This is a genomic window from Microbacterium sp. NPDC089186 (genome assembly GCF_040685115.1).
Lineage (GTDB): Bacteria > Actinomycetota > Actinomycetes > Actinomycetales > Microbacteriaceae > Microbacterium > Microbacterium galbum.
On the sequence record NZ_JBFBHJ010000002.1, the window covers coordinates 1 to 24,790 of the forward strand.

General features: G+C 70.8%; 23 protein-coding genes, 1 tRNA gene and 1 pseudogene. 11 read left to right on the forward strand and 14 right to left on the reverse strand.

Features of this window, described 5'->3' with window-relative positions:
• Positions 1-240: 240 nt before the first annotated feature.
• Complete coding sequence (mfd, locus tag AB0N82_RS06255) at positions 241-3,828, reverse strand: transcription-repair coupling factor (protein WP_363389459.1); 3,588 nt, start codon at positions 3,826-3,828, stop codon at positions 241-243.
• A gap of 185 nt (positions 3,829-4,013) precedes the next feature.
• Here mfd and AB0N82_RS06260 point away from each other — a divergent pair, with 185 nt between their 5' ends.
• Positions 4,014-4,502, forward strand: coding sequence for a hypothetical protein (locus tag AB0N82_RS06260; protein WP_315994611.1), 489 nt, complete (start codon positions 4,014-4,016; stop codon positions 4,500-4,502).
• 107 nt (positions 4,503-4,609) lie between these two features.
• Positions 4,610-5,080 (forward strand): hypothetical protein, encoded by a 471-nt coding sequence (locus AB0N82_RS06265; protein ID WP_315994612.1) that lies wholly within the window; start codon positions 4,610-4,612, stop codon positions 5,078-5,080.
• A gap of 76 nt (positions 5,081-5,156) precedes the next feature.
• On the opposite strand, the gene pth is transcribed toward AB0N82_RS06265, so the two are convergent.
• Both pth and AB0N82_RS06275 read right to left on the reverse strand, forming a co-directional pair.
• Positions 5,157-5,741 carry an aminoacyl-tRNA hydrolase gene (pth, locus tag AB0N82_RS06270; RefSeq protein WP_315994613.1) on the reverse strand — a complete coding sequence of 195 codons (585 nt, stop codon included), beginning with the start codon at positions 5,739-5,741 and terminating at the stop codon, positions 5,157-5,159.
• Between the two features lie 105 nt (positions 5,742-5,846).
• On the reverse strand, positions 5,847-6,488 hold the full coding sequence (locus AB0N82_RS06275; RefSeq protein ID WP_363389464.1) for a 50S ribosomal protein L25/general stress protein Ctc: 642 nt from the start codon (positions 6,486-6,488) through the stop codon (positions 5,847-5,849).
• 296 nt (positions 6,489-6,784) lie between these two features.
• On the opposite strand from AB0N82_RS06275, the gene AB0N82_RS06280 reads away from it, so the two are divergent.
• The gene (locus AB0N82_RS06280) at positions 6,785-6,910 is read left to right on the forward strand and encodes a hypothetical protein (RefSeq protein WP_315994615.1); all 126 of its coding nucleotides are present in this window, start codon (positions 6,785-6,787) and stop codon (positions 6,908-6,910) included.
• A gap of 244 nt (positions 6,911-7,154) precedes the next feature.
• Here AB0N82_RS06280 and AB0N82_RS06285 read toward each other — a convergent pair whose 3' ends face one another.
• The 3 genes and pseudogenes from AB0N82_RS06285 to AB0N82_RS06295 form a co-directional block, all read right to left on the reverse strand.
• Complete coding sequence (locus AB0N82_RS06285) at positions 7,155-8,156, reverse strand: zinc-binding dehydrogenase (RefSeq protein WP_363389468.1); 1,002 nt, start codon at positions 8,154-8,156, stop codon at positions 7,155-7,157.
• An 18-nt stretch (positions 8,157-8,174) separates the two neighbouring features.
• Positions 8,175-8,952 (reverse strand): annotated as a pseudogene (locus AB0N82_RS06290) (SDR family oxidoreductase).
• The gene (locus tag AB0N82_RS06295) at positions 8,949-10,337 is read right to left on the reverse strand and encodes a GntP family permease (RefSeq protein WP_315994618.1); all 1,389 of its coding nucleotides are present in this window, start codon (positions 10,335-10,337) and stop codon (positions 8,949-8,951) included. Before AB0N82_RS06295 ends, AB0N82_RS06290 begins: the two are co-directional and overlap by 4 nt.
• Before the next feature lie 139 nt (positions 10,338-10,476).
• Here AB0N82_RS06295 and AB0N82_RS06300 point away from each other — a divergent pair, with 139 nt between their 5' ends.
• The 6 genes from AB0N82_RS06300 (at position 10,477) to AB0N82_RS06325 (ending at position 16,156) form a co-directional block, all read left to right on the forward strand.
• Complete coding sequence (locus tag AB0N82_RS06300) at positions 10,477-11,172, forward strand: FCD domain-containing protein (protein ID WP_363389472.1); 696 nt, start codon at positions 10,477-10,479, stop codon at positions 11,170-11,172.
• A gap of 27 nt (positions 11,173-11,199) precedes the next feature.
• Complete coding sequence (locus AB0N82_RS06305) at positions 11,200-11,706, forward strand: gluconokinase (RefSeq protein WP_363389475.1); 507 nt, start codon at positions 11,200-11,202, stop codon at positions 11,704-11,706.
• 88 nt (positions 11,707-11,794) lie between these two features.
• Entirely contained in the window at positions 11,795-13,390 is a 1,596-nt protein-coding gene (gene gndA / locus AB0N82_RS06310) for an NADP-dependent phosphogluconate dehydrogenase (RefSeq protein WP_363389478.1), read from the forward strand.
• A gap of 29 nt (positions 13,391-13,419) precedes the next feature.
• Positions 13,420-13,866 carry a VanZ family protein gene (locus AB0N82_RS06315; RefSeq protein WP_315995256.1) on the forward strand — a complete coding sequence of 149 codons (447 nt, stop codon included), beginning with the start codon at positions 13,420-13,422 and terminating at the stop codon, positions 13,864-13,866.
• 5 nt (positions 13,867-13,871) lie between these two features.
• Positions 13,872-14,606 (forward strand): response regulator transcription factor, encoded by a 735-nt coding sequence (locus tag AB0N82_RS06320; RefSeq protein ID WP_264631701.1) that lies wholly within the window; start codon positions 13,872-13,874, stop codon positions 14,604-14,606.
• Positions 14,607-14,710: 104 nt separating this feature from the next.
• Entirely contained in the window at positions 14,711-16,156 is a 1,446-nt protein-coding gene (locus AB0N82_RS06325) for an ATP-binding protein (protein WP_363389482.1), read from the forward strand.
• Between the two features lie 108 nt (positions 16,157-16,264).
• On the opposite strand, the gene AB0N82_RS06330 is transcribed toward AB0N82_RS06325, so the two are convergent.
• The 8 genes from AB0N82_RS06330 to AB0N82_RS06365 form a co-directional block, all read right to left on the reverse strand.
• Complete coding sequence (locus AB0N82_RS06330; protein ID WP_363389485.1) at positions 16,265-17,233, reverse strand: S41 family peptidase; 969 nt, start codon at positions 17,231-17,233, stop codon at positions 16,265-16,267.
• Entirely contained in the window at positions 17,230-17,706 is a 477-nt protein-coding gene (locus tag AB0N82_RS06335) for an NUDIX domain-containing protein (RefSeq protein ID WP_315994624.1), read from the reverse strand. Before AB0N82_RS06335 ends, AB0N82_RS06330 begins: the two co-directional genes overlap by 4 nt.
• A gap of 20 nt (positions 17,707-17,726) precedes the next feature.
• Positions 17,727-19,280, reverse strand: coding sequence for a flavodoxin reductase (locus tag AB0N82_RS06340; RefSeq protein WP_363389488.1), 1,554 nt, complete (start codon positions 19,278-19,280; stop codon positions 17,727-17,729).
• Between the two features lie 31 nt (positions 19,281-19,311).
• Positions 19,312-20,190: an FAD:protein FMN transferase gene (locus tag AB0N82_RS06345; RefSeq protein WP_363389491.1), complete on the reverse strand. Its 879-nt coding sequence runs from the start codon at positions 20,188-20,190 to the stop codon at positions 19,312-19,314.
• A 5-nt stretch (positions 20,191-20,195) separates the two neighbouring features.
• Entirely contained in the window at positions 20,196-20,684 is a 489-nt protein-coding gene (locus tag AB0N82_RS06350) for a hypothetical protein (RefSeq protein ID WP_363389494.1), read from the reverse strand.
• A gap of 377 nt (positions 20,685-21,061) precedes the next feature.
• A complete protein-coding gene (locus AB0N82_RS06355; protein WP_315994628.1) occupies positions 21,062-22,096 on the reverse strand; it encodes a ribose-phosphate diphosphokinase in 1,035 nt (344 codons plus the stop codon).
• The gene (glmU, locus tag AB0N82_RS06360) at positions 22,086-23,534 is read right to left on the reverse strand and encodes a bifunctional UDP-N-acetylglucosamine diphosphorylase/glucosamine-1-phosphate N-acetyltransferase GlmU (protein WP_315994629.1); all 1,449 of its coding nucleotides are present in this window, start codon (positions 23,532-23,534) and stop codon (positions 22,086-22,088) included. Before glmU ends, AB0N82_RS06355 begins: the two co-directional genes overlap by 11 nt.
• Position 23,535: 1 nt before the next feature.
• Positions 23,536-23,607 (reverse strand) — tRNA-Gln (locus AB0N82_RS06365).
• Between the two features lie 94 nt (positions 23,608-23,701).
• Here AB0N82_RS06365 and AB0N82_RS06370 point away from each other — a divergent pair.
• Positions 23,702-24,199 carry a MarR family transcriptional regulator gene (locus tag AB0N82_RS06370; RefSeq protein WP_076676560.1) on the forward strand — a complete coding sequence of 166 codons (498 nt, stop codon included), beginning with the start codon at positions 23,702-23,704 and terminating at the stop codon, positions 24,197-24,199.
• A complete protein-coding gene (locus AB0N82_RS06375; protein ID WP_363389499.1) occupies positions 24,196-24,708 on the forward strand; it encodes a hypothetical protein in 513 nt (170 codons plus the stop codon). The genes AB0N82_RS06370 and AB0N82_RS06375 overlap by 4 nt, the downstream gene beginning before the upstream one ends.
• Positions 24,709-24,790: the final 82 nt, after the last annotated feature.

Below are 24,790 nucleotides of genomic sequence, written 5' to 3' on the forward strand. Positions count from 1 at the left end.
GAACAGATGTTGGGGGTGGTTCGCTACTTGAGGGGCTGCGGGGCCTTCCGGCCGCTCCGCTCTCCCCTGTGGGGCGAACAAGTAATAAGTTACGCCCGAACGACCACCCCGTCGAATCGAGCACACACCCCGGGCGTGTCGCGACCGTGATGCCGCGGAAACAGGACCGAAACGCGGGATGGCCCGGCCGACGCGTCGTCGACCGGGCCATCCGGGAATCCCTCGGCGAACCGTGACCGTTCAGGCGTTCGCGGCCTCGGCGCTCTTCTGCGCCGGAGCGGGCCAGAGCGCATCGAGCAGCTGCCGCACCCAGGCGATGAGGTTCGCGTCGTCGGCATCCTGAGGAAGGGGGACGACCATGGCATCCCCTCCCGCCACCAGCTTCGCCTTCGGGTAGAGGCGCTGGAGACGCACGCGCATGGAGTCGGGGAGGTCGGCGGGGGCGATACGCAGGTTGGACCCCATCGCCACGACGTCGGCGAGTCCGGCCTGGGCGGCACGGCGACGAAGACGCGCCACGGCGACGAGACCCTCGACCTCCGCCGGGGGCTCACCGTAGCGGTCGCGGAGCTCTTCGACGACGAGGTCGATGGCATCGTCCTTCGCCGTGGCGGATGCCGCGGCCGAAAGCTTCTGGTACGCCTCGAGGCGCAGCCGCTCGCTGTCGATGTAGAACTCGGGCAGACGCGCATCGACCGGCAGCTCGAGGCGCAGCTCGGTCGGGCCGTCGACGTCTTCACCGCGGAATGTCGACACCGCCTCGCCGATCATGCGCAGGTACAGGTCGAATCCGACGCCGGCGATGTGACCCGCCTGCTCCGCTCCCAGCAGGTTGCCGGCTCCGCGCAGCTCGAGGTCTTTCAACGCCACCTGCATTCCGGAACCGAGGTCGTTGTTGACCGCGATGGTCTCGAGGCGGTCGGCCGCGGTCTCGGACAGTGGCTTCATGTCGTCGTAGAGGAAGTACGCGTAGGCCCGGTCGCGGCCGCGCCCCACGCGCCCGCGCAGCTGGTGCAGCTGCGACAGGCCGTACTTGTCGGCACGGTCGATGATGATCGTGTTCGCGTTCGAGATGTCGAGACCGGTCTCGATGATCGTGGTCGACACGAGCACGTCGGCCCGCCGCTCCCAGAAGTCGTCGACGACCTGCTCGAGGGCGTGCTCACCCATCTGCCCGTGGGCGACGACGATGCGCGCCTCGGGTACGAGCTCGGCGAGGTGCGCGGCGACCCGCTGGATCGACGACACGCGGTTGTGCACGTAGAACACCTGGCCTTCGCGCAGCAGTTCACGGCGGATGGCCGCGGCGATCTGCTTGTCGTTGCGCGGGCCTACGTACGACAGGATCGGATGCCGGTCCTCCGGCGGGGTGGCCAGGGTCGACATCTCGCGAATCCCGGTGACCGCCATCTCGAGCGTGCGCGGAATGGGTGTCGCGCTCATCGCCAGGATGTCGACGTTGGTCTTCAGCTTCTTCAGTTGGTCCTTGTGCTCGACGCCGAAGCGCTGCTCCTCATCGATGATCATGAGCCCGAGGTCCTTGAAGACGACCTTCTCGGTGAGGATGCGGTGCGTTCCGATGACCATGTCGACCGTGCCGTCGGTGAGGCCCGCGAGCGTCGCTTTCGCCTCTTTGTCGGTCTGGAAACGCGAGAGCGGGCGAACCGTGACGGGGAACCCGGCGAAGCGCTCGGCGAACGTCTCGAGGTGCTGCTTGACGAGCAGGGTCGTCGGCACGAGCATCGCGACCTGTTTGCCGTCCTGGATGGCCTTGAACGCGGCGCGCACCGCGACCTCGGTCTTGCCGAAGCCCACGTCGCCGGAGAGCAGGCGATCCATCGGGATCGGCTTCTCCATGTCGGCCTTGATCTCGTCGATCGTCTGCAGCTGATCCTGCGTCTCGGCGAAGGGGAACGCCTCCTCCAGCTCGCGCTGCCACGGCGTGTCGGGCCCGAAGGCGTAGCCCTTGGACGCCATACGCGCCGAGTACAGCTTCACCAGCTCGACCGCGATGTCGCGCACGGCCTTGCGGGCACGGCCCTTGGCGGCCGCCCAGTCGCTGCCGCCCATCTTCGACAGCGTCGGCGCCTCGCCGCCGACGTACTTCGACAGCAGGTCGAGCTGGTCGGTGGGGACGAACAGCTTGTCGCCGGGATAGCCGCGCTTGGCCGGCGCATACTCCAGGACGAGGTATTCCTTCGTCGTCTTCACCGCGTTGCGGCCACCGCTGGAGACCTCGCGCTGCGTCAGCTCGAGGAACTTGCCGATGCCGTGCGTGGCGTGCACGACGACGTCGCCGGGCTTGAGCTGCAGAGGATCGACGACGTTGCGCCGACGGGATGCGAGCTTCTTCGCGCCGCGGTTGTCGGAACCCACCGACCGGCCGTAGAACTCGGTCTCGGTGATCACGGCGAACCGCGCCTCGACGAGCTGGAAGCCCCGTTCCATCGGCGCGCACACGACGTGGGCCACCCCGGGCTCGGGCGGGAGGCGCAGATCGTCGACCCGTCGGGCCGCGATGCCGCGCTCCGCGAGGACGTCTCGGGCGCGATCCACCATCCCCGGTCCGGATGCCGTGACCACGACGGACCAGCCGTCGGCGAGCAGCTGACCGACGTGCGCGGTGGCGCCCTCGACGTTGCCCTGGAACGACGGCACCGCGTCGGCCTTGACGCGCTGAGCGGAGTCGTCGCCGATCACGAGGCCCTCGTCCTCGGCATCCGCCGCTCCGGAATCGAAAGCGCTGAGCTGCCACCACACGCCTCCGCGACCGCTCGCGCGCTCGTGCAGGTCGTCGAGCGTCACGAAGTCGCCGGAGTCGAGATCGACGGGGGTGTCGGCCCCCGCGGTCGCCGCCGACCAGGCGGCCTCGAGGAACTCGCGGTTGGTGTCGCCGAGGGTCGTCGCGCGGGCGAGAGAACGCTCGGGATCGACGAGGGCGACGGCGCTGCCGCCCGGCAGGTAGTCGACGAGGGTGACGAGATCGTCGACGAGCACGGGGATGAGGGACTCCATGCCCTCGGCGGGGATTCCCTCGGCCATCTTCTCCAGAAGCTGACGCAGGCCCGGGTACCCGTCGCGCAGCGCGGCCGCTCGGGCGCGCACCTCCGAGGTGAGGAGGAGTTCGCGGCTGGGGACGAGGGTGACCTCGGTGACCTCGCCGGGCAGCGATCGCTGGTCGGCGACCGAGAAGGCGCGGATCTGATCGACCTCATCGCCGAAGAACTCCACGCGATAGGGGTGGTCGGCCACCGGAGGGAAGACGTCGAGGATGCCGCCGCGCACGGCGAACTCGCCGCGCCGGGACACCATGTCGACCCGGTGGTACGCCAATTCGACGAGGCGGGTGGTCACGCTCTCGAGCTCGTGCCCGCGTCCGCCGACGACGAGTTCGACGGGCTCGACGTCGCCGAGCCCGGGCGCGAGGGGCTGGAGGGCGCTGCGGACGGACGCCGTGACGACCAAGGGCGACTCGCCGTTCCACGCGGCGATGCGCCGGAGGACGTCGAGGCGGCGCCCGACCGTCTCGGGGCTGGGGCTCAACCGCTCGTGCGGAAGCGTCTCCCAGGCGGGGAAGTGCAGCACCTGGGCGCCGGGGAGCACGGCATCCAGTGCCGGACCGAGCGACTCGGCCCGACGACCCGTCGGCGCGATCACCAGAACGGCGCCCGGGTCGCCCGAGGCGCGACGACGCTCGATCAGGCCCGCGATGACGGGCGCGTCGAGGCCGTCGACGAGGGAGAGAGACAGGTCGGCGGAGGCCGCGGACGCGGCCTCGCGGTACGACTCAGCCTGCTCGAGGGCGCGGACGATCCCGGGAACTGTCACTCGGGAAAGTCTACGCGGGGCCACCGACACCGGGCGGGGCTGGACGAACACGGGCACGGTCATTCGTGCGGTGTCGACCGGTGACGTCGGCAGGTTCAGCCACCTCCGGGTGAAGCGAAGCCACCCGGGACGGGGCTCGACGGGCTGAGCCACCCCGGAGGGAGGGTGCTGCGTAGAGTGGCGGCATGTCCTCCCCCAGCGCTCCGGACGGACCGGTCTTCACGGCGCCCCACGTCGCGCCGCCGGTCGGGACCCTGCTCGCTCCCGTGCCGACGAAGCGCCGCGGGCGGCCGCTGGGAACGTGGGCTCTGCTGCTGGCGCTGATCGCGGGGGTGCTGGCATCCGCCGTCGCCGGATTCGTCGCGTTCCGCATCGCGCGGGGTGCCGGGCCCGGTCTCCTCGCCGCGGGCCCCTCGACCATCGATCTCCGGGTGCTCTCACCCGTCCGCGATCTGGTGCTGGTCGGCGAGATCACCTTCTGGACGGCGACGGTCATCGGCGTCGCCGCGGTCGCGATGGGCATCGTGGCGACGGTGCGCGGCTCCGCACGCGGGGCGGGCATTGCGGCGATCGTGATCGGCGTGCTCGGACCTGTGCTCTTCGGGATCTTCGTCGCCCTCGCGCTCGTCGGCGGGATCGCGACCTTGCCGGGTGGAACCGGCGTCGCGGTCTGACCCCGCTACCGGTCGGCGCGCCCGCCGTCCACCCGGTGAGCGGCGACGGCGGATTTCCTAGGCTGGGGTCCGGGCAACGGCCCGTCGACCCATCCGAGGAGGATCCCGTGAGCAGCACCACTCCCCCGCCCTACGATCGCGCGAACGCCTACCCCGACGCCGGCCGGGCGCCCTCGGCACCGGTATACGACGGCGGTCGGCGATCGACGACCCTCGGGCTGATCGCGTTCCTCGCCGCGGCCGCGGGCGTCGTCGTGGGCATCATCCTCGCCGTCATCGCCGGCGTGCAGGCCGGCGGGTTGCAGCAGTACGCCGGGCTGGACGGTCAGAACGACCCGACGACCTTCCCGCCGGACGCCTCGCAGAAGGCCATCGCCGCCAGTGTGCTCGGCATCGCCGCGTTCGCCGTCTACGGGATCTTCGCGCTCTGGGGATTCATCCAGGGCATCGTCGCCGCGGTCAAGAACCGCGGGCGCGGATGGGGCTTCGCCGCCGTCGCCATCTCGGTCCTCGGCGGCATCGCCGTCATCGTCGCGTTCGTGAGCGGCATCGGGATCGGCGTCGGCTCCGGCATGTGACCCCCTCACCGCCACGACGGCCCCGGTCCTCACGGACCGGGGCCGTCGAGCGTACGGGGCGTCGGCTCAGCGCCGCTCAGGCGCGCGGGGCGTGGAATCGCTGCTGCGCGGCGACGAGTCCCTCCTCGACCAGGAGCTCCACGGCATCCGCGGCATCCGAGACGAGGATCGGCAGCGTCGTGCGCTCGGTGGCGCCGAAGGGGTCGAGCACCCAGTCGGCAGGATCCTGGCGACCCGCCGGTCGGCCGATGCCCACCCGCACACGCGGGAAGTCCGCCGTGCCGAGCGCCTTCGCGACGTCGCGGACGCCGTTGTGCCCGCCGTGACCGCCGCCGGTCTTGAGCTTGAGCGTGTCGAAGGGGATGTCGAGCTCATCGTGGACGACGACGACGCGATCGGGGTCGATGCCGTAGAAACGCGCGAGACCCGCCGCGGGGCCGCCCGAGACGTTCATGAAGCTGTTCGGCTTGGCGAGGATGAGCTTCGCCGCGCCCGGGCGCACCCAGGTCTCGGCCACGCGCGCGTTCGCCTTGTGCGCACGGAACGCCTCACGCCGGCGGGCGGCGAGCTCGTCGACGACCATCTGGCCGATGTTGTGGCGCGTGGCCTCGTATCGCGGTCCGGGATTGCCGAGACCGATGATGAGCCAGGTGTCAGCCATGGCATCCATCCTTCCGGATCCGCGCGCGGACCCCGTGGAAACGACCGAGGGGACGCGAATCCGCGTCCCCTCGTCGTGTGCGGGTCTCGGAGGACCCGCGCAGGATCAGTTCTCGTCGCCCTCTTCGGCGGCCGTCTCGGCCTCCTCCGACTGCTCCTCGGCGACCTCGGCGTCGGCCTCGGCGATCTCCTCGTCGGCGGCGATGGTGTCGAGCGGAACCGAGACGCCCACGACGAGGGTCTCGGGCTCGGTGACCAGCGAGGCGCCGGCGGGGAGCGTCAGGTCGGCGGCGGTGATCTGGGTGCCGTCCTCGGCGCCCTCGACGTCGACCTCGATGTTCTGCGGGATGTGGGTGGCCTCGACCTCGAGCGACACCGAGGTGGCGTCGAGCATCGCGATGGTGCCGGGGAAGGGCTCACCGGTGACGACGACGGGCACGTCGACCTGGACCTTCTCGCCCTTCTTCACGACGATGAGGTCGATGTGCTCGATGATCTGACGCACGGGGTCCTTCTGCACGTCCTTCACCAGGACGAGCTGGCTCTTGCCCGCGATGTCGAGGTCGAGCAGCGCGTTGGCGCGACGGATGAGCAGCGCGGTCTGGTGACCGGGCAGCGCGACGTGCTGGGGCTCGGTGCCGTGACCGTAGATGACGGCCGGGATCTTGCCCGCGGCGCGGAGGCGACGGGCGAAGCCCTTGCCGAAGTTCTCGCGGAGCTCCGTGACGACCTTGTTGTCTTCCGACATGTTGTTCTCCTCGCGGGCTCATGTCCCGCAGCTTGTGAGCGGACGGTGTCCGCACCTGTGTGGTCTGGATTCGACTCGAACGCGAGCGCGTGAGGAAAGCCGGGAGCCTGCATCACCGCGTCGATCACGGATGCCGGGTGCTCCCTGCGGGCGCACGGCGATGGCATCCCTCGCCGAAGTACCCCGGAAGTCTACCAGCGACGGCCCGCGCTCTCGACCCCCGCGATGCGGGGGCGGACGGGAGCACGCGACGGCGACGGTAGGATCGAGGGGCCACACCGACCCGGAGGATCATCATGGACAGCGGCTTCTTCTCTCACGTCGTGATCTGGGTCGTCGGCGGCCTGGCCGCGATCGGCGGCGTCGCCGCGATCGGCGCGCTCTTCTCGCTCGGCCGCAACGCCTCGTACAAGAAGCACTGACGCCCACCCGGGCTGCTCCTCGAGCCCCGGTCTCGCGTCGAGGTGTCCGCGCGGGGGTCGTCCCCGGCGCGCGCCCCGGCTTCTTCCGACGGATTCGACGCGCCGAGCCCGTAGACCATCGTCGCCGCGACCTGACGGCGTCCGCGCGCGCATTCACGACGCATCCCGGCCGGCCCGGGCCCACCGGACGCTCGAACGCCCCGGTCACCGTCCTCGCGGGCGGCGACCGGGGCGTTCTCGTCGGTCAGAGCGCGAAGACGACCTTGCCCGAGCGCTGCGAGTCGCGCGCCGTGGCGAAGGCCTCCTCGGCATCCGTCACCGCGAACTCGTGCGTGAGCGCGCTCTCGATACCGGGGGTGGACGCGAGCAGCTGCACCGCGCGGTCGATCTCGTCGAGGAATCGGAACGCACCGAGGTAGCGGACCTCCTTCGAGATGAAGGGGGCGAGGTTCACCGGGCGCGGGTCATCCGGCAGCATGCCGACCTGCACGACGGTGCCTCCGGGGCGTACGGCCTTCAGCGCCGTCGAGATGGAGACGGGCACGCCCGAGCATTCGAGCACCACGGCGTACGCGTTCGGCTCGACCTGCTCGCTCGACACGTCGATGGTCGCCGCAGCGCCCAGGTCCGCGGCGCGCTCGAGGGGCCCGGTCAACACGTCCGTCGCCGTGACGCGCGCCCCGGCGGCCGCCGCGGCGGCCACGGCCATCAGGCCGATAGGTCCCGAGCCGGTGACGAGGACCTCGAGTCCCGCGACGTCTCCCGCCTTGCCGAGCGCGTGCAGCGCCACGGCCAGAGGCTCGGCCAGCACCGCCCGGCGCACCGGCAGCTCCTCCGGCAGCACGCGCACCATGTCGGCCTCGATGATCAGGTACTCGGATGCCGCGCCCTGGGTGTGCGGCCATGTCGAGGCGCTGCCCAGGTACGACCCGCCCGGCCACAGGTGCGGGGCGTTCTCGATGCCCTCTCGCGGCGTGCCGAAGCGGGCGGGGTGCACGGTGACCGGCGTCCCCTCCGCCAGAACACCGGAGGGATCGAGGTCGACCCGCCCGGAGAGCTCGTGCCCCGGAACCAACGGCTCGCGCACGACGAAGGCGCCGTTGGCCCCCTCGTAGTAGTAGTGCAGGTCGGATCCGCAGATGCCGACGTATTCCACGCGAAGGCGCACCTGCCCCTCCCCGGGCTCGGGAACGGCGACGTCCTGCACCTGCGCGGTGAGCGCCTTCTCGATCAGCAGCGACTTCATCGGTCTTCCTCTCCGCGGTCAGACGACCGCCGTCATCCCGCCGTCGACGAAGATGTTCTGCCCCGAGACGAAGCTCGACGCGTCGGACGCGAGGAACAGCAGAGCCCCGCGAAGCTCGTCGAAGTCGCCCCATCGGGCGGCGGGCGTGCGCTGGGTCAACCAGCGCGTGAACTCGGGATCGTCGACCAGGGCGCGGTTCATCTCCGTCGCGAAGTACCCCGGACTCAGGGCGTTCACCTGGATGCCGAACCGCGCGAGGTCGGCGGCCATGCCGGCCGTGAGCTGCGCGACGCCGCCCTTCGTGGCCGAGTACGGCGCGATCGTCTGCCGCGCCAGGCGCGATTGAACCGACGCGACGTTGACGACCTTGCCCGATCCGCGCGCGACCATCGCGGGGGTGACGAACCGCGAGACGTAGAAGACGCCCGAGGTTCGCCGCGACGATGTCGTCCCAGTCGGCGACCGCGAACTCGTGGATCGGCGCCCGGCGCTGCACGCCGGCGTTGTTGACGAGGATGTCGGGAACCCCGACCTCCTCGAGCAGGCCGGTCACGCTCGTCTCGACCGCGGTGGCATCGGTGACGTCGAACACCACCGCGTGGGCGGGGCGCCCCGACAGCTCCTCGGCCTCGGCGCGGGTCCGCTCCACGGCATCCGCGTCACGACCGTGCACGATGACGCGGGCGCCGCCGCGGGCGAGGGTGAGGGCCAGCGCGCGGCCGAGGCCCCGCGATGAGCCGGTGACGAGCGCGAGCCGGTCGGAGACGTCGAACAGGTCGGCGTTCGAGCCGGTCACAGCAGCGCGCCGATGCCGAAGACGAGGAGCGCCGCGAGGAAGCCGAGCACCGACTCGATGGCCTGCTGCACCGTCCACGTCTTCAGGGTGGTCTTGACGTCCATACCCATCAGGCGTCCGACCAGCCAGAAGCCGGAGTCGTTGACGTGACCGGCGAACACGGAGCCGGCGGCCGTGGCGAGGGTGATGGCGACCACCTGCAGCGGCGAGAAGTCGCCCGCCATGACGGCCGGGGCCGCCAGGCCCGCGGCGGTGACGAGGGCGACGGTCGCCGAGCCCTGCGCGAGACGGAGGATGACGGCGATGACGTAAGCGGCGACGATGACCGGCAGACCGAGGTCGCCCAGGCTGTCGGCCAGCGCGTCGCCGATGCCCGAGGCGCGCAGGACGGCGCCGAACATGCCACCGGCGCCGGTGATGAGGATGACCGAGCACACCGGTCCGAGCGCCGAGTCGACGACCTTCTCGAGGGCGGTGCCGTTCTCGCCGCGGCGGAAGCCGAAGACGACGGTCGCGACCAGCACGGTGATGAGCAGCGCGACGGGCGAGTTGCCGAGCAGGATGAGCACCTGGACGACCGTGTTGTCCGTCGGCACGACGCCGGCGGCGCCCAGGGTGGTCAGACCCGTGTTGAGGAAGATGAGCAGCATCGGCAGCAACAGGACGGCGATGACCGTGAGCGGCTTGGGCGGGTTGGCCGGCTGATCGGCGTCGACGTCGCCGAAGAGGGCGGGCACGGGCAGCACTATGCGGCGCGCGATGAACTTGCCCCACAGGTAGCCCGAGAGGTACCAGATCGGGAACGCGATGATCAGGCCGACGATGAGCACGAGGCCGAGGTTCGCGCCGTAGAGGCCGCTCGCCGTGACCGGGCCCGGGTGCGGCGGCAGGAAGACGTGCATCACGGAGAAGGCGGCGGCGGCCGGCAGACCGAACAGCAGCACGTTGTTGCCCGAGACGCGGCGCGCGATCGCGAAGATGATCGGCAGCATCATGACGAGCCCGGCGTCGAAGAACATCGGGAATCCGAGGATGAGCGAGACGATGCCGAGGGCGAACGGCGCCCGCTTCTCGCCGAAGATGCGCACGAAGGTCTCGGCGAGCGACTGCGCACCGCCGGAGTGCTCGATGAGCCTGCCGAGCATCGCGCCGAGGGCGACCAGGAGGGCGACCGTGCCGAGTGTCCCTCCGAACCCTCCCGTCAAGGTGGTCACGATGGTCGACACCGGGATTCCGGCGACGAACGCCGTCACCAGCGACACGATGATGAGCGCGAGGAACGCGTGCACCTTCAGCCAGATGATGAGCACCAGGATGAGCGCGATCGCGCCCGCGGCGATGGCGAGCAAGGGCGCCGTGCCGAGTGTTTGGGTCCAGTCGTCCACGAGATCTCCGTTGATTCAGGGGGGCGCGGCATCGGGCAAGCTGTGTGTGACCCGCACCCACGGGTGAGTGAAGGCATTTTCACATAAAGATCGTATCTTTGACAAGATAAGGTCGTATCAAACGACCTGAGGAGGGGTCATGGCCCGCGCATCGCACGGATCGTTGCTGGACGCCCTCGGCATGCGCATCGTCGACGGGGACCTGCCCACGGGCCACGTTCTGACCCTTGCCGCACTCGAGGCCGAGTACGGCGTCTCGCGCACCGTCGTGCGCGAAGCCGTCCGCGTGCTCGAGGCCATGGGCATGCTCGCTCAGCGTCGTCGCGTCGGCATCACCGTGCGGCCCGCCTCCGACTGGAGCGCTCTGGACACCCGGCTCATCGGCTGGCAGCTCGCCGGCAAGCGCCGCGACCAGCTCATCGCGAACACCACGGAGCTGCGCGCCGCGGTCGAACCCGTCGCCGCGCGACTGAGCGCGCGTCGGGCGACCGACCTGCAACGCGGGGAGATCCTGCGCCTGGCCGAGGAGCTCGAGCGCCTCGGCGCCGCCGGTCTCGGCAACTCGCCCGAGTACCTCGCAGCCGACATCGCCTTCCACGACCTGATCCTCGTCTCCAGCGGCAACCTCATGCTCGCCGCCGCGCGCGCCCCCATCGCCGCCGCGATCGAGGGACGCTCGATGCACGGCCTGACCCCCGGCATCCCGAACCCCGACGCGCTCGACAATCACGTCGCCACCGCCGCCGCCATCGCCCGGGCCGACGCCGACGCGGCGGAGGAGCACACGCGGCTGTACGTCGCCGCCGTGCTCACCGAAGTGCGCCGCTCCATCTGACCCCTTCCCCCGACGAAGAGAGAAGCCATGACCGTCCCCGTCCTCGTATTCATGGGCCCCGCCGGCACCGGCAAGTCCACCGTCGCCGGCATGCTCGCCGGCCGTCTGGGGTGGGATTTCCAGGAGGGCGACGACCTGCACCCCGCGGAGAACGTCTCCAAGATGGCATCCGGTCACGCGCTCACCGACGACGACCGCTGGCCGTGGCTCGACCGGGTCGCCGGATGGATCGACGGTCAGATCTCCGCCGGACGGCCCGGCGTCATCACGTGCTCGGCACTCAAGCGCAGCTACCGCGACGTGCTGCGCCGCGACGATGTGACCTTCGTGCTGCTGATGGGCGACCCGAAGCTCGTGCTCGAGCGTCTGCTGCGCCGCCAGGGGCATTACATGCCGCCGTCGCTATTGACCTCGCAGTTCGAGACGTTGGAGATGCCGGATGCCGACGAGCGGGCGATCCGCGTCGACCTCGACCTGACGCCCGGCGAACAGGTGCAGGAGGTCGTCGACCGCCTCAGCCTCTCCCCCGCCTGAAACACGCGGGAGTCGAGCCGATAAAGTGGCATCGGCAACCCCACGTGCGCCCGAAACCCCTTCTCGCAGCCGATTTACGGAGCAACGAATGACGTCGACCCCCTCCCCGACCGGACCCTCGACCGACCAGGATCAGGCCCCTCACGAGGCCGCACAGGTGCACGAGGGTGCGCCCGGCATCGAAGAGGTGGACCGCCCCACCGCCGAGGCCGACTCGCGCCCCGAGGGCGAAGGCGACGGCCGCGCCAACATCGGCGTCGTGGGTCTGGCCGTGATGGGCTCGAACCTCGCCCGCAATCTCGCCAGCCGCGAGGGCAACACGGTCGCGATCTTCAACCGCAGCCAGGACAAGACCGAGCACGTGCTCGAGCAGCACCCCGAGGCGAATTTCGTCGCCTCGTTCTCGTACGAGGACTTCGCCGCGTCGCTGTCGAAGCCCCGCACCGCGATCATCATGGTCAAGGCCGGCCGCCCCACCGACTTCGTCATCGACGAGCTGGTGAAGGTGTTCGAGCCCGGCGACATCATCGTCGACGGCGGCAACGCCCTGTTCACCGACACCATCCGCCGTGAGAAGGCCGTGCGCGAGACCGGCATCAACTTCGTCGGCATGGGCGTCTCGGGCGGCGAGGAGGGCGCGCTGCGCGGCCCCTCGATCATGCCGGGGGGCTCCGACGAGGCCTGGGCCACGCTCGGCCCCATCCTGAAGTCCATCGCCGCGGTCGCCGAGGGCGAGCCGTGCGTCACGCACGTCGGCCACGACGGCGCGGGCCACTTCGTCAAGATGGTGCACAACGGCATCGAGTACGCCGACATGCAGCTCATCGCCGAGGCCTACGACCTCATCCGCCGCGCCACGGGCAAGTCGCCGGCCGAGATCGCCGACGTCTTCGCCGAGTGGAACCGCGGCGAGCTGGAGTCCTACCTCATCGAGATCACCGCCGAGGTGCTGCGCCAGACCGACGCCGACACCGGCAAGCCGCTCGTCGACGTCATCCTCGACCAGGCCGGGGCCAAGGGCACCGGCGCGTGGACCGTTCAGACGGCTCTCGACCTGGGCGTGCCGGTCTCGGGCATCGCCGAGGCGACCTTCGCCCGCTCGCTGTCGAGCCACCCCGAGCAGCGCGAGGTCTCGCGCGAGCTCCCCGGCCCCTCCGGCACCGACGTGCTGTCGGGCGAGGATGCCGACGCGTTCATCGAGCAGGTTCGCCTCGCGTTGTACGCCTCGAAGATCGTGGCCTACTCGCAGGGCTTCGACGAGATCCGCGCCGGCGCCGCGCAGTACGACTGGAACATCGACCTGGGCGCGGTGTCGAAGATCTGGCGCGGCGGCTGCATCATCCGCGCGCAGTTCCTCAACCGCATCGCCGAGGCGTACGACGCCGAGGCCACCCTCCCCGTGCTGCTGACCGCCCCGTACTTCGTCGAGGCGCTCGGTCGCGCCCAGGACGCCTGGCGCCACATCGTCTCGCTGTCGGCGGCGAGCGGCATCCCGGCCCCCGCCTTCAGCTCGTCGCTGGCGTACTACGACGGCCTGCGCGCCGAGCGTCTGCCCGCAGCGCTCATCCAGGGTCAGCGCGACTTCTTCGGGGCGCACACCTACCGCCGCATCGACAAGGAGGGCACCTTCCACACCCTCTGGTCGGGCGACCGCACCGAGATCGAGGCGGAAGACACCCACTGACCATCGGTCGGGCGAGGCGGCGACGGGCACTGCTCGTCGCCGCCTCGTGCGTCTACGCCGCAGCGGTGTGGTGGATGACGCTGCGCCCCTCGATCTACGACGACCGGGTGGGCGGCATCCTGCACCGGGTGTTCCGCGCGCTGGCGTCGTGGCCCGGCACGGCGTGGATCACCTTCGACCTGGTGGAGTTCAGCGCGAACGTGCTGCTGTTCGTCCCCCTGGGCGTGCTCGTCGTCGCGTGGCGTCGACGGTGGTGGCAGGGGATCCTCCTCGGCCTGGTGCTGAGCGCCGCGATCGAGATCACTCAGCTGGCGTTCCTGCCGACCCGGGTCGCCGACCCGCGAGACGTCATCGCGAACACGCTCGGGGCGGCCGTCGGCGTGGGGGTCGCGATCGTCCTCAGCCGCCGGATCGTTCGCTCTCAGGAATCCCATAAGCCGCGCCATAGAAAGCTCATAGATAGGGGCGCACAATGAGTCCCATGACCGCGACCGCCGCCGCCCCCGCCTTCACCCGCCCCGACGGGAGCGCGCTGCGCGTGCTCGTCGTCGACGATGAGCAGATGCTCACCGACCTCCTCTCGATGGCTCTGCGCATGGAGGGCTGGGAGGTCAAGACCGCCGGCTCCGGATTCGACGCGCTCTCCGCCGCCCGTGACTTCGAACCGGATGCCATGGTGCTCGACATCATGATGCCCGACCTCGACGGCATGGCCGTGCTGCAGCGCCTGCGCCACTCGGGCAACGACGTGCCCGTGCTGTTCCTCACCGCGAAGGACGCCGTCGCCGACCGCGTCGCCGGTCTCACCGCCGGCGGAGACGACTACGTCACCAAGCCCTTCAGCCTCGAGGAGGTGGTGGCGCGCCTGCGCGGCCTGATGCGGCGGGCCGGGACCGCGCTGACGCGCGACTCCGAGCCCATCCTGCGGGTCGGCGACCTGTCGCTCAACGAGGACAGCCACGAGGTCGTGCGCGGCGACAAGGAGATCGAGCTCACCGCCACCGAGTTCGAGCTGCTGCGCTTTCTGATGCGCAACCAGCGCCGCGTGGTCTCGAAGGCGCAGATCCTCGACCGCGTCTGGAACTACGACTTCGGTGGTCGCTCGAGCGTCGTCGAGCTGTACATCTCGTACCTGCGCAAGAAGATCGACGCCGGCAACGAGCCGCTCATCCACACCGTCCGCGGCGTCGGCTACATGATCAAAGCCCCCCAGTGACCCCGCCTCCGCGGCCGGCTCCCCCGGTCCCCCCACGCGCATCCGCGACCGAGACCCGGTTCCAGCGGCTGCGGCGGCGACCCTGGACGCTTCAGGCGCGCCTCATGACGGCGGTCATCGGCATGGTCGCTTTCATCCTCGTGATAATCGGCATCTCCACCAGCGCAATCCTCAGCGGTGTCCTCTACGTCAACCTGGGGGCGCAGGTCGACGAGGCCGCGGCCTCGATCCAGCAGAAGACGGTGTTCCAAAACTCCGCGGAGCAGGTTCTGGCATCCGGGTTCTTCGACCCGGGCACACTGCTCGTGATGAACTCCCGCGGCGCGGGAATCACGGGCGCCGTGGTGGGCGACGAGGGCGCCCGCGCGCTGACGACGGATGACTTGAATCGCATCGCCGACAGCCTGCAGGCGGCAGTGGAGTCGAACGCTCAGACCGTCGAATTGCCGAACCTCGGTGAGTACCTGGTCCGCACCTTTCCCGCGCCGGGCGGCGACAGCCTCTTCCTCGTCGGTCTGCCCCTCTCGAGCGTCACGAGCACGATCGGAGCGATCCTCACCACCGTCGCCCTCGTCACCACCGGCGGTCTGCTGCTGCTGGGCGCGATCATCGCGATCGTGATCCGCCTCGGTCTGCGTCCGCTCCGTTCGGTCGCCGAGACCGCCACCCGGGTGGCCTCGCTGCGCATGGACCAGGGCGATGTGTCGATCACCGAGCGTGTCCCCGCCGACCAGGTCGACGATCATACCGAGATCGGACAGGTCGGCCTGGCGTTGAACACCCTGCTCGACCGCGTCGACGCCTCGCTGTCGGCCCGCCAGCGCAACGAGGAACTCATGCGCCGGTTCGTTGCCGACGCCAGTCACGAGTTGCGCACCCCCTTGGCATCCATCCGAGGATTCTCGGAACTGTCGCTGCGCGCCATGCGGCAGGCCCAGGATGACGAGAGCCGCCAGCGCACCGCTCTCGCGGTCGAGACCACCGAACAGTCGCTCGAGCGCATCCAGGCGCAGTCGCTGCGCATGACCACTCTCGTCGAGGATCTGCTGCTGCTCGCGCGGCTCGACGAGGGGCAGGAGCTCGTCTACGGATCGGTCGATCTCACGCAGCTCGCTGTCGAGGCGGTCGGAGACGCCCGCCCGGCCGGCCCCGACCACTCGTGGAGCATCGAGGTCCCCGACGAGCCGGTCGAGCTGGCCGGCGACGCGTCACGGCTGCACCAGGTGATCGCGAATCTCCTCGCCAACGCCCGCACCCATACGCCCGCCGGCAGCACCGTGACCGTGTCGGTCGCGCACGAGGGCACCGAGGCCGTGCTGCGCGTCCACGACGACGGCCCCGGCATCGACCCCTCCGTCGCCTCGCAACTGTTCGAGCGCTTCGCCCGCGCCGATCGCTCGCGCGACCGCAAGACCGGTGGCACGGGACTCGGCCTCTCGATCGCGCGCGCGATCGTGGACGCCCACAACGGCGCCATCACCGTGCGCAGCGCTCCCGGCGACACGACATTCGAGGTGCGTCTGCCCGCGAAACCGGCCGACCCGGCGTGAGCCGGACGGTCTGAGCCCACCCGGTGCGAGCCGGACGGTCCGGGCGACCGGGTGGGAGCCTTCGGCGCGGGTCGACACGGTCCGCGCTGCGTCGGCCGGCCCGGGCCGTCAGGTGCAGCGGGCGCGCAGCTCGGCGCGGGCCCGTTCGAGGTCGCTCGGGACGCTGCCGGGCGGCGCGACGACATCGGGCTCGAGGGGGCCGTCGTAGACGGTGCCCGTGCGGTCGACGTCGTACGAGGTGGTCAGCACCAGCCTTGCGCCGTCGCTGAGCTCGCGCACCTCGTTGCCGGTGGTCAACCCCGCCGTGCGCGCGCCGACGCGCACGGTGTCGGCCTGACCCGCGAAGGCGATCGCCACGATCTCGGCGGCGCTTGCGGTCGTCGTCGACGTCAGCAGAGCGACGGGGGCGTCGATCGTGAAGCCGCCCGGCGTCTCGGTGCCGGCGTCTCCGGGGGTCGACACGACGCCGCCGCCCTCGACGCGCGCCCACGCCAGCTCGCCCTCCCGCGAGCGCAGACCCACGACGTCGCCGTCGTCGAGCAGCGGGGCTGCCACGGCGAGCATCGGCCACGCGTTGCCGCCGCCGTTCGTGCGCAAGTCGATGATCCACCCGCACGTGGTGGCGTCCGCCGCCCGCTTCATCGCCGTGAGCCCGGCGGATCGGTACCGCTCCTCGGCCTCCGCGGACTGCCCGTTGAACGACGGCAGCGACACGGTCGAGATGCCCTCGAACGTCGACACCGACGGCACCGGGAACGTCGCGCCCGGCTGATCCACCGACCGCGCCGCGACAGCCTCCGCGGGGGTGAGGAAGAACGAATGGATGCCGCCGGCCGCCACCGCCAGTTCGCCGAGACCGGCGTGCGCATCGCTGATCGTCTCCCGCGCTTTCAGCTCGCCCTCCGCCGCGGTCACGGCATCCTGGAACTCGGCGGTGTCGGCATGGATGCCGTCGCGCATCTCGGCGACGGCGCGGTCGACGTAGGCGGCCACGTCGTCGTCGGCCGCCGTGCACCCCGGCAGGGACAGCGCGCCCAGGAGCGCGACGCCGATGACGACGCGGAGGCGGGACGTCACCGCCCGCCGCCCTCGAACCGCGTCGCACCCGGCGTGAGAGCAGCGCGCACCCGCGCCGCCATCTCGGCGTCGAGCACCTCGTCGACGCGCGAGACGTCGTACCACCCGAGGTCGGTCATCTCGCCGTCGACCGGCGTCGGCTCCCCCGACAGCCACCGGCACGCGAAGACCAGATCGAGGTAGTCGGCACGATCGCCGTTGGCGTAGGTCACGCGCGGTATCTGATGCACCCAGGCGAGGCGGTCGACGCCGATTCCGACACCCGCCTCTTCCAGCGCCTCGCGCGCCGCGGCGTCGGCGGGCTCCTCCCCCGGGTCGACGATGCCCGTGAGGGGAGTCAGCCGCCCGTTGTCGCTGCGGCGCCCCAGCAACACCTCGTCGCCGCGGCGGATGACGGCGGTCACCCCCACGAGGGGGAGCGGAACCGTACCGACGTGTCGACGCAGCTCGAGAACGAAGTCCGGTGTGGGCACCGGCTCACTGTAACCGGTGCTCAGTACCCCGCGAAGGCGTCGGTCGTGAGCGACTTCGCCTTCGCGAGCGCCGGCGCGAGGGCGGCGATCAGCCGCGGCGGACCGGAGACGTACGCCGCGCGCTGCGCGATGTCGGGCACCGCGCGCAGCAGCGCACCGGCATCCACGCGATCCGGCCCCGCCCACGTCCAGCCCGCCGGGAGGTCGCCCGGTTCATCGCGCGAGAACACCACGACGGGGATGCCGCTGGCCGCGATGTCGTCACGGAAGGCCAGCTCCGCCGCCTCCGACACCACGTACACCAGCACCGCGTCGCGCTCCTGGCCGGTGGCGACGAGGTGGCGCAGCTGCGCGACGAAGGGGGTGACCCCGATGCCGGCCGCGACCATGAGCACCGGGGCGGTCGGACGCGCCGGAAGGACGAAATCGCCCCACACGCCCGTGACCGCGAGAGTGGAGCCGTGCGCGACGGCGGCGAGGGCGCGCTTGTACGACGACTGCGACCCGTCCTTGAAAGCGATGCGCACCTCGGGCAGGTCTTCGGGTGCCGAAGCGATCGAGAACTCACGGCGCGTACCGCGGCGGTCGGGCCGACGGTGCGGCACGTCGAGTTCCAGGTACTGGCCCGGGGCGAACGAGAAGGGACGCGCCGCGCGGAAGGTGAGTTCGCGCACGGTGGGGGTCAGATCGCGCCGCTCCTCGACGCGCAACCGCACGGCCGCACGCAGGCAGAACAGGAACGCCACGAGGTTGCCCACGAGCAGCGCCCGCTCCTGGCCGAGGGTAATCCCCCCGACCGCGAGCGGCCACCCGGCCAGCACGCCCACGACGATGGCGACGAGGAGCTGCTGAGCGCGGCGCGGCGGCAGCGTGAGCGGCTCCGAGAGCATGAACGCCCCGAGGAAGAGGAACGGCGACGAGAAGGCCACCTGCACCAGCACGCTCGGCACGTCGACCGGGAACCCCGCGGAGGTGAACTGAACGGTCGTGCGGACGAACGCGACCGTCATGGCCACGACCCAGAACGTCGCGACGACGGGCAGCTTGTCGGTGCGCAGCAGCAACAGCACTCCCAGCACCAGAACCGGCGCCGCGAGCCACGGCGAACCCACCCACCACGCCGACGACCCCAGATCGGGCGCCCAGATGCTCACGATCGTCAGAACCGTCGCACCGGCCGCCGCGGGGTTGAAGATGTGGCGCCCCCGCCACGCCAGCACGTACTTCGACGCGGATGCCACGACCCCGGCCAGTACGAGACCCGCGATGCCCAGCGGTTCGACGCTCGGGCGCAGCACGAACAGCAGGATCGCGGCAGTGATGAGCGAGGACTCCAGGCGGCGCGGCATCCGGAGCACGCTCTGCGCGACGAGATCGGTCACCGCGCACGCCGCGACCAGGACGACGGCGCTGACGACGAGCTCGAGCGGCTCCGGCACGACCAGACCGGCGAACGACAGCACGAGCGAGAGAATAGCGAGCAGTCCGAGCGACGACAGGACCAGGCGGTACATCGAGACACGGCCGATGAGACCGCGCACGCGGGTGGAGCCGGCGGTGAGCGTGGTGCTCATGACAGGGGTCCCTTCCGAGGGGTGAAGAGGGTCAGGCGAAGATCTCACCGGAGAAACCGGGCGACCACTCGACCCGGCCGTCGGTGCGCATGCGCACCCACTGCGCATCCCAGGATGCCGCGAGCTCGGGCCCGCCGTCGAAGAACAGCGCCGTCGCCAGGGCGTCGGCGCGCATCGCGGTGTCGGCGAGCGCCCACGTCGCCGCACACGCGCGGACGGGAGCGCCGGTGCGCGCGTCGAGAACGTGATGGAGGCCGTCGCCCCACGCGCGGCGATTGATGGCCGAGGCGCAGAGGGCGGCATCCTCCACCGTGACGACGCCGATCACCCGCGTGGGGTCGTAGGGGTGCTCGAGGCCGACGCGCACGGGGGCCCCGCGAGCGGCGAGGTCTCCGGAGGCGTCGACGATCAGGTCACCGCCGACGTGCGGGGAGAGGGCCTCGACGACGAGGTCGACGAGACGCCCCTTCCCGAGCGCCCCCACGTCGATCGTGGCGGGACGCGCGAGCCGCAGCCTCCCGTCGGACCACGACAGGTCCCGGCGCCAGTCGGGTGCCGCGACAGGCGCGCCCTGCGGCGCGAGGGAGAGGCGCGCGTCGTAGCCGAGCCGGGCGAGGGCGTCGCCGATCAGCGGATTGACGGCGCCCCCGGTCGCCCGATCGAGTTCGTCGTAGAGCGAGAGCATGGCATCCGCGTCACCGGGAAGGTCGACGGATGCCGCACGCCCGTCCGCGAGGGCCGACACCACCGAGTCGTCGCGGAAGCGCGACCACTCGCGGTCGAACCGCTCGACGACGGCGGTCACTGCATCGCGGGCGACCGGCGGCACGGGTGCGGCCGAGTCGATCGCCCACGACGTGCCGATCGCGTCGAAGGCCCACGTCGAGCCCGTCGCGGTCGGAGTGCTCATCTCGGTCAGGCCTTCGCCTCGGTCTTGATGGTCTCGACGGCCGTGTTGAAGCCGCCGCTGGTGAGGGAGGATCCGGCGACCTTGCTCACCGAGATCTCGTCGAGCTTCTTGCCGACGACCTCGTCCTGGATGCCGCCGATGAACTCGCTCTGGTACCGCTTGGACTCCGCGGCCTGCGGGTCGCCGGTCACCTCCACGGCCGTGACGGTGTCGCCCGCGATCGTGAGGGTGACGTCGATCGTCTCGACGCTCTCGGGGGTCGCGTACTGCCCCGTGGCCTCGTAGGTGCCGTCGGCGTAGGTGCCCGAGGTCGCGGAGCCGGTGGCGGAGCTCGCGCTGGGGGCGGACGAGGCGGCGGGGGCCGCGGTCGTCTCGGCGGGAGCGGCGGCGTCGGTCGTGCCGCCCGCGCACCCGGCCAGGGTGACGATGCCGGCGACGCCCAGGAGGGCGGTCCCGACGCGGACGGGACGGGGTACGGCTGTGGTGCGGATCATGGAGGGTCCTCCTTCGGTCGTGCCTCGCGGCGCGTGCATGCTCACGGTAGGGACACGACCTTCACGGCTCCCCGGTTCATACCTTTGTGCCGGCTATGAGCGGTGCGACGCGGGAGGTCTCCGCGCCTGTCGAAGGGACCGGCGCCCGGCAGCGCCTCCTCGAGCCGACAACGGACGGAGGCCCCTGCGCCTGTCGAAGGGACCGGTGGCTTCGACAGGCTCAGCCACCTCGCGAGCGTCGGGAAAACGGACGCAGCCACCTCACCCAGCGAGGACCGGTGGCTTCGACAGGCTCAGCCACCTGGCGACCGTGGGAAAACGGGCGCAGCCGCCTCCCGGCGGGGAGGCGGCTGCGTCGCGACAGGCGGGGAGGGCGCTTACGCGTCGCCGCCGAACATGCTCGTGACCGAGCCGTCTTCGAACACCTCGTGGATGGCGCGGGCCAGCAGCGGTGCGATCGGCAGCACCGTCAGGCGATCGAAACGGCGCTCGGCGGACAGCGGAACGGTGTCGGTGACGACGACCTCGTCGATCGCGGCATCCTGAAGCCGTTCCGTGGCGGGATCGCTGAAGATCGCGTGGGTCGCGGCGACGATGACCTTGCGGGCTCCGGACGCCTTCAGCGCCTGCGCGGCCTTCTGGATCGTGCCGCCGGTGTCGATCATGTCGTCGACGAGCAGGCAGGTGCGGCCCTTCACGTCACCGACGATCTCGTGCACCGAGACCTGGTTGGCGACCTTCGGGTCGCGACGCTTGTGGATGATCGCCAGCGGAGCGCCGAGACTGTCGGACCACGTGTCGGCCACGCGCACACGGCCCATGTCGGGAGAGACGACGGTGAGGGTCTCGCGGTCCTCCCCCGTGAGCCCCTGCTCGAAGTGCTCGAGCAGCACGGGCTTGGCGAAGAGGTGATCGACGGGGCCGTCGAAGAAGCCCTGGATCTGCGCGGCGTGCAGGTCGACGCTCATGATCCGGTCGGCGCCCGCGGTCTTCAGCAGGTCGGCGACGAGACGAGCGCTGATCGGCTCGCGTCCGCGGCCCTTCTTGTCTTGCCGCGAGTACGGGAAGTACGGCGCGACGACGGTGATGCGCTTGGCGGAGGCGCGCTTGAGGGCGTCGAGCATGATGAGCAGCTCCATGAGCCATTCGTTGACCGGCGGTCCGAACGACTGCACGACGAAAACATCGCATCCTCGGATCGACACCTCGAAGCGGGTGTAGATCTCACCCGAGGCGAAGGTGCGATGCTCGGTGGGGGCCAACTCGGTGCCGAGGTGCTCGGCGACCTGCTTCGCCAGTTCGGGATGCGACCGGCCGGAGGCGACGACGAGCCGCTTCTTGGTCTTGGCGACGAGCCCGGGGGCGATGCCGTTGTCGCGGTCGAGGTCTACACGATTCTTCTTACGAGCCATCGGCCGCTTCCTGTTCAGCCCGAGCCCGCGCAGCCACGTCGGCCGCCGCGGTGCCCGGTCGGTTCTTCTCGACCCACCCCTCGATGTTGCGCTGGGGGGACACGCTGAGCGCCAGAGCACCGGCCGGAACGTCCTTGCGGATCACCGCCCCGGCACCCGTCTTGGCACCGGCTCCAATCGTAACCGGCGCCACGAAGACGTTGTGCGATCCGCTGTGCACATCGTCGCCGATGACGGTGCGGTGCTTGGCGATGTCGTCGTAGTTGGCGGTGATCGCGCCGGCGCCGAGGTTGACCCCGCGGCCGATCTCGGTGTCGCCGATGTACGACAGGTGCGGGACCTTGCTGCCCTCTCCGATCGAGGAGTTCTTCACCTCGACGAAGGTGCCGACCTTGCCCTTGACGCCGACGCGGGCGTTCGCGCGGAGATAGGCGAAGGGACCGACGGTTGCGCCCGCCTCGACGACCGCGAGAGTCCCGTCGGTGCGCGTGACCGTGGCATCCTCACCGATCTCGCAGTCCACGAGGCTGGTGTCGGGGCCGATCGTGGCGCCCGAGGCGATGACGGTCGCTCCGCGCACGTGCGTGTTGGGCAGGATCGTCACGTCGGGAGCCAGCGTCGCCGTCACGTCGATCCACGTCGTCGCCGGGTCGACCACCGTGACGCCCTCGAGCTGCCAGCGGCGTACCGTCCGGGCGTTGAGGGTGCGTCCGGCTTCCGAGAGCTGCACGCGATCGTTCACGCCGAGGGCGGCCGCCGCATCGGAGGTGACGGATGCCGCGACGCCCAGCTGCGCGTCGCGGAGCAGGCCGATCACGTCGGTGAGGTACTTCTCGCCCTGCGCGTTGGCGGTGCCCACGAGCGCCAGCTGGGCGCGCAGCGGTGCCGCCTGGAAGACGTAGACCCCCACGTTGATCTCGGTGACCGCGGCCTCGTCGGTCGTGGCATCCTTCTGCTCGACGATGCGGCGCACACCGTCGGTCTCGTCGCGCAGGATGCGGCCGTAGCCGAAGGGCTCGTCGACGCGAGCGCTCAGGAGCGTCACGGCCGTTCCGCCGGTGCGGTGGGTCGCGAGCAGCTCGGTGAGGGTGCCGGTCTCGAGCAGCGGCACGTCGGCGCTGAGCACGAGCACGTCGCCCTCGAACCCGTCGAGCGCGTCGAGTGCGGCCTCGACGGCGCGCCCGGTGCCCGGGACCTCGTCCTGATCGACCACGACGACGCCGGGGGCGAGCTCCGACACCGCCTCGGCGACGAGCTCGCGCTCGTGCCGCACGACGACAACGATGCGGGCCGGGTCGAGGGATGCCGCGGTGTCGAGCACGTGTCCGACGAGCGGACGACCGCCCACCGGATGCAGCACCTTGGGAAGACGCGACCGCATGCGGGTGCCCTGACCCGCAGCGAGGACGACGACGGCCAACTCGGTCGGTGATGTCATGCTCCGCCGCCAGGATTCGAACCTGGACCTAACAGCTCCAAAGGCTGTCGTGCTGCCGTTACACCACGGCGGACCGTGCCCGCGGGCACCGGTCAAGTCTGCCAGACGTCGGCCCTCCGCACCCTCCCGACGCCACGACCACGGCGTCCTCTCGCCATAATGAGGGAGTGAGCCGGGACAGCGACGAAGTCGACCGCATCGTCGATGCGTGGATGCGGCAGCGCCCCGATCTCGACTTCTCCCCCCTCGAGGTGCTCTCGCGCGTGGCGCGGCTCTCGCGCCACCTCGACATCGCGCGCAAGGAGGCGTTCCGCCGCAGCGACATCGAGTCGTGGGAGTGGGACGTGCTCTCGGCCCTGCGGCGTGCGGGAGAGCCGTACCAGCTGAGCCCGAAGCAGCTGCTGCAGCAGACGCTGGTGTCGAGCGGCACGATGACCAACCGCATCGACCGCCTCGTTGCCCGCCGTTTCGTGCGGCGCGAGGCCGACCCCGGCGACGGTCGCAGCATCCTGGTGACCCTTACCGATGACGGACGCGTGCGAGTGGATGCCGCGATCACGCGCCTCGTCGACGCCGAGGCTCTGCTGCTGGAGGGTCTGGCGAAGAACGACCGCGAGCGCCTCGCGACACTGCTGCGCAAGCTGAGCCTGGGATTCGACGCATGAGCACCCCCGTCTCCTCCCCCTCTCGATGGGCGCGCGTGCGCGCGTGGTTCGACGTGCGCTTCCGCTCCCCCGCGGCCATCTACGGCCTGATCGTCTTCGCGGCCTTCGTCACGATCGCCGACGACCACGCCGAAACGGTGTGGGAGGTGCTGCTGAGCGCGTCGACCTCGCTCGTGGTCTTCTTCATCGCCCACGTCTTCGCCCACACGCTCACCGAGCACGCCGACCACGGCCTGCGCCACGCCACGCGCGAGGGGATGCGCCACGGCGCCGGCATGCTCTACGCCTCTGTGCCCTCGGTGCTGGTGCTGATGTACGCCGGTGTCACCGGGATGCCGATCGACGACGCGTCCGAGCTGTCGATGTGGTCGACGTTCGTGGTGCTCTTCCTGCTCGGCTACAGCGCCTATCGCCGCCGCGGCGCCCGCCTCTTCGGGCGGCTCGTCGGCGGGTTCGCGACCGCGTGTCTCGGGGTCTTCATCGCGATCCTCGAGTACGCGATCCACTGAGGCCCGCGGGTCGCACCCGATCGCGGGGGCGAGGACCCGGAGGCCGCAGCTGCGGCATCCGGAACGGCGCGAGCAGCGGCGC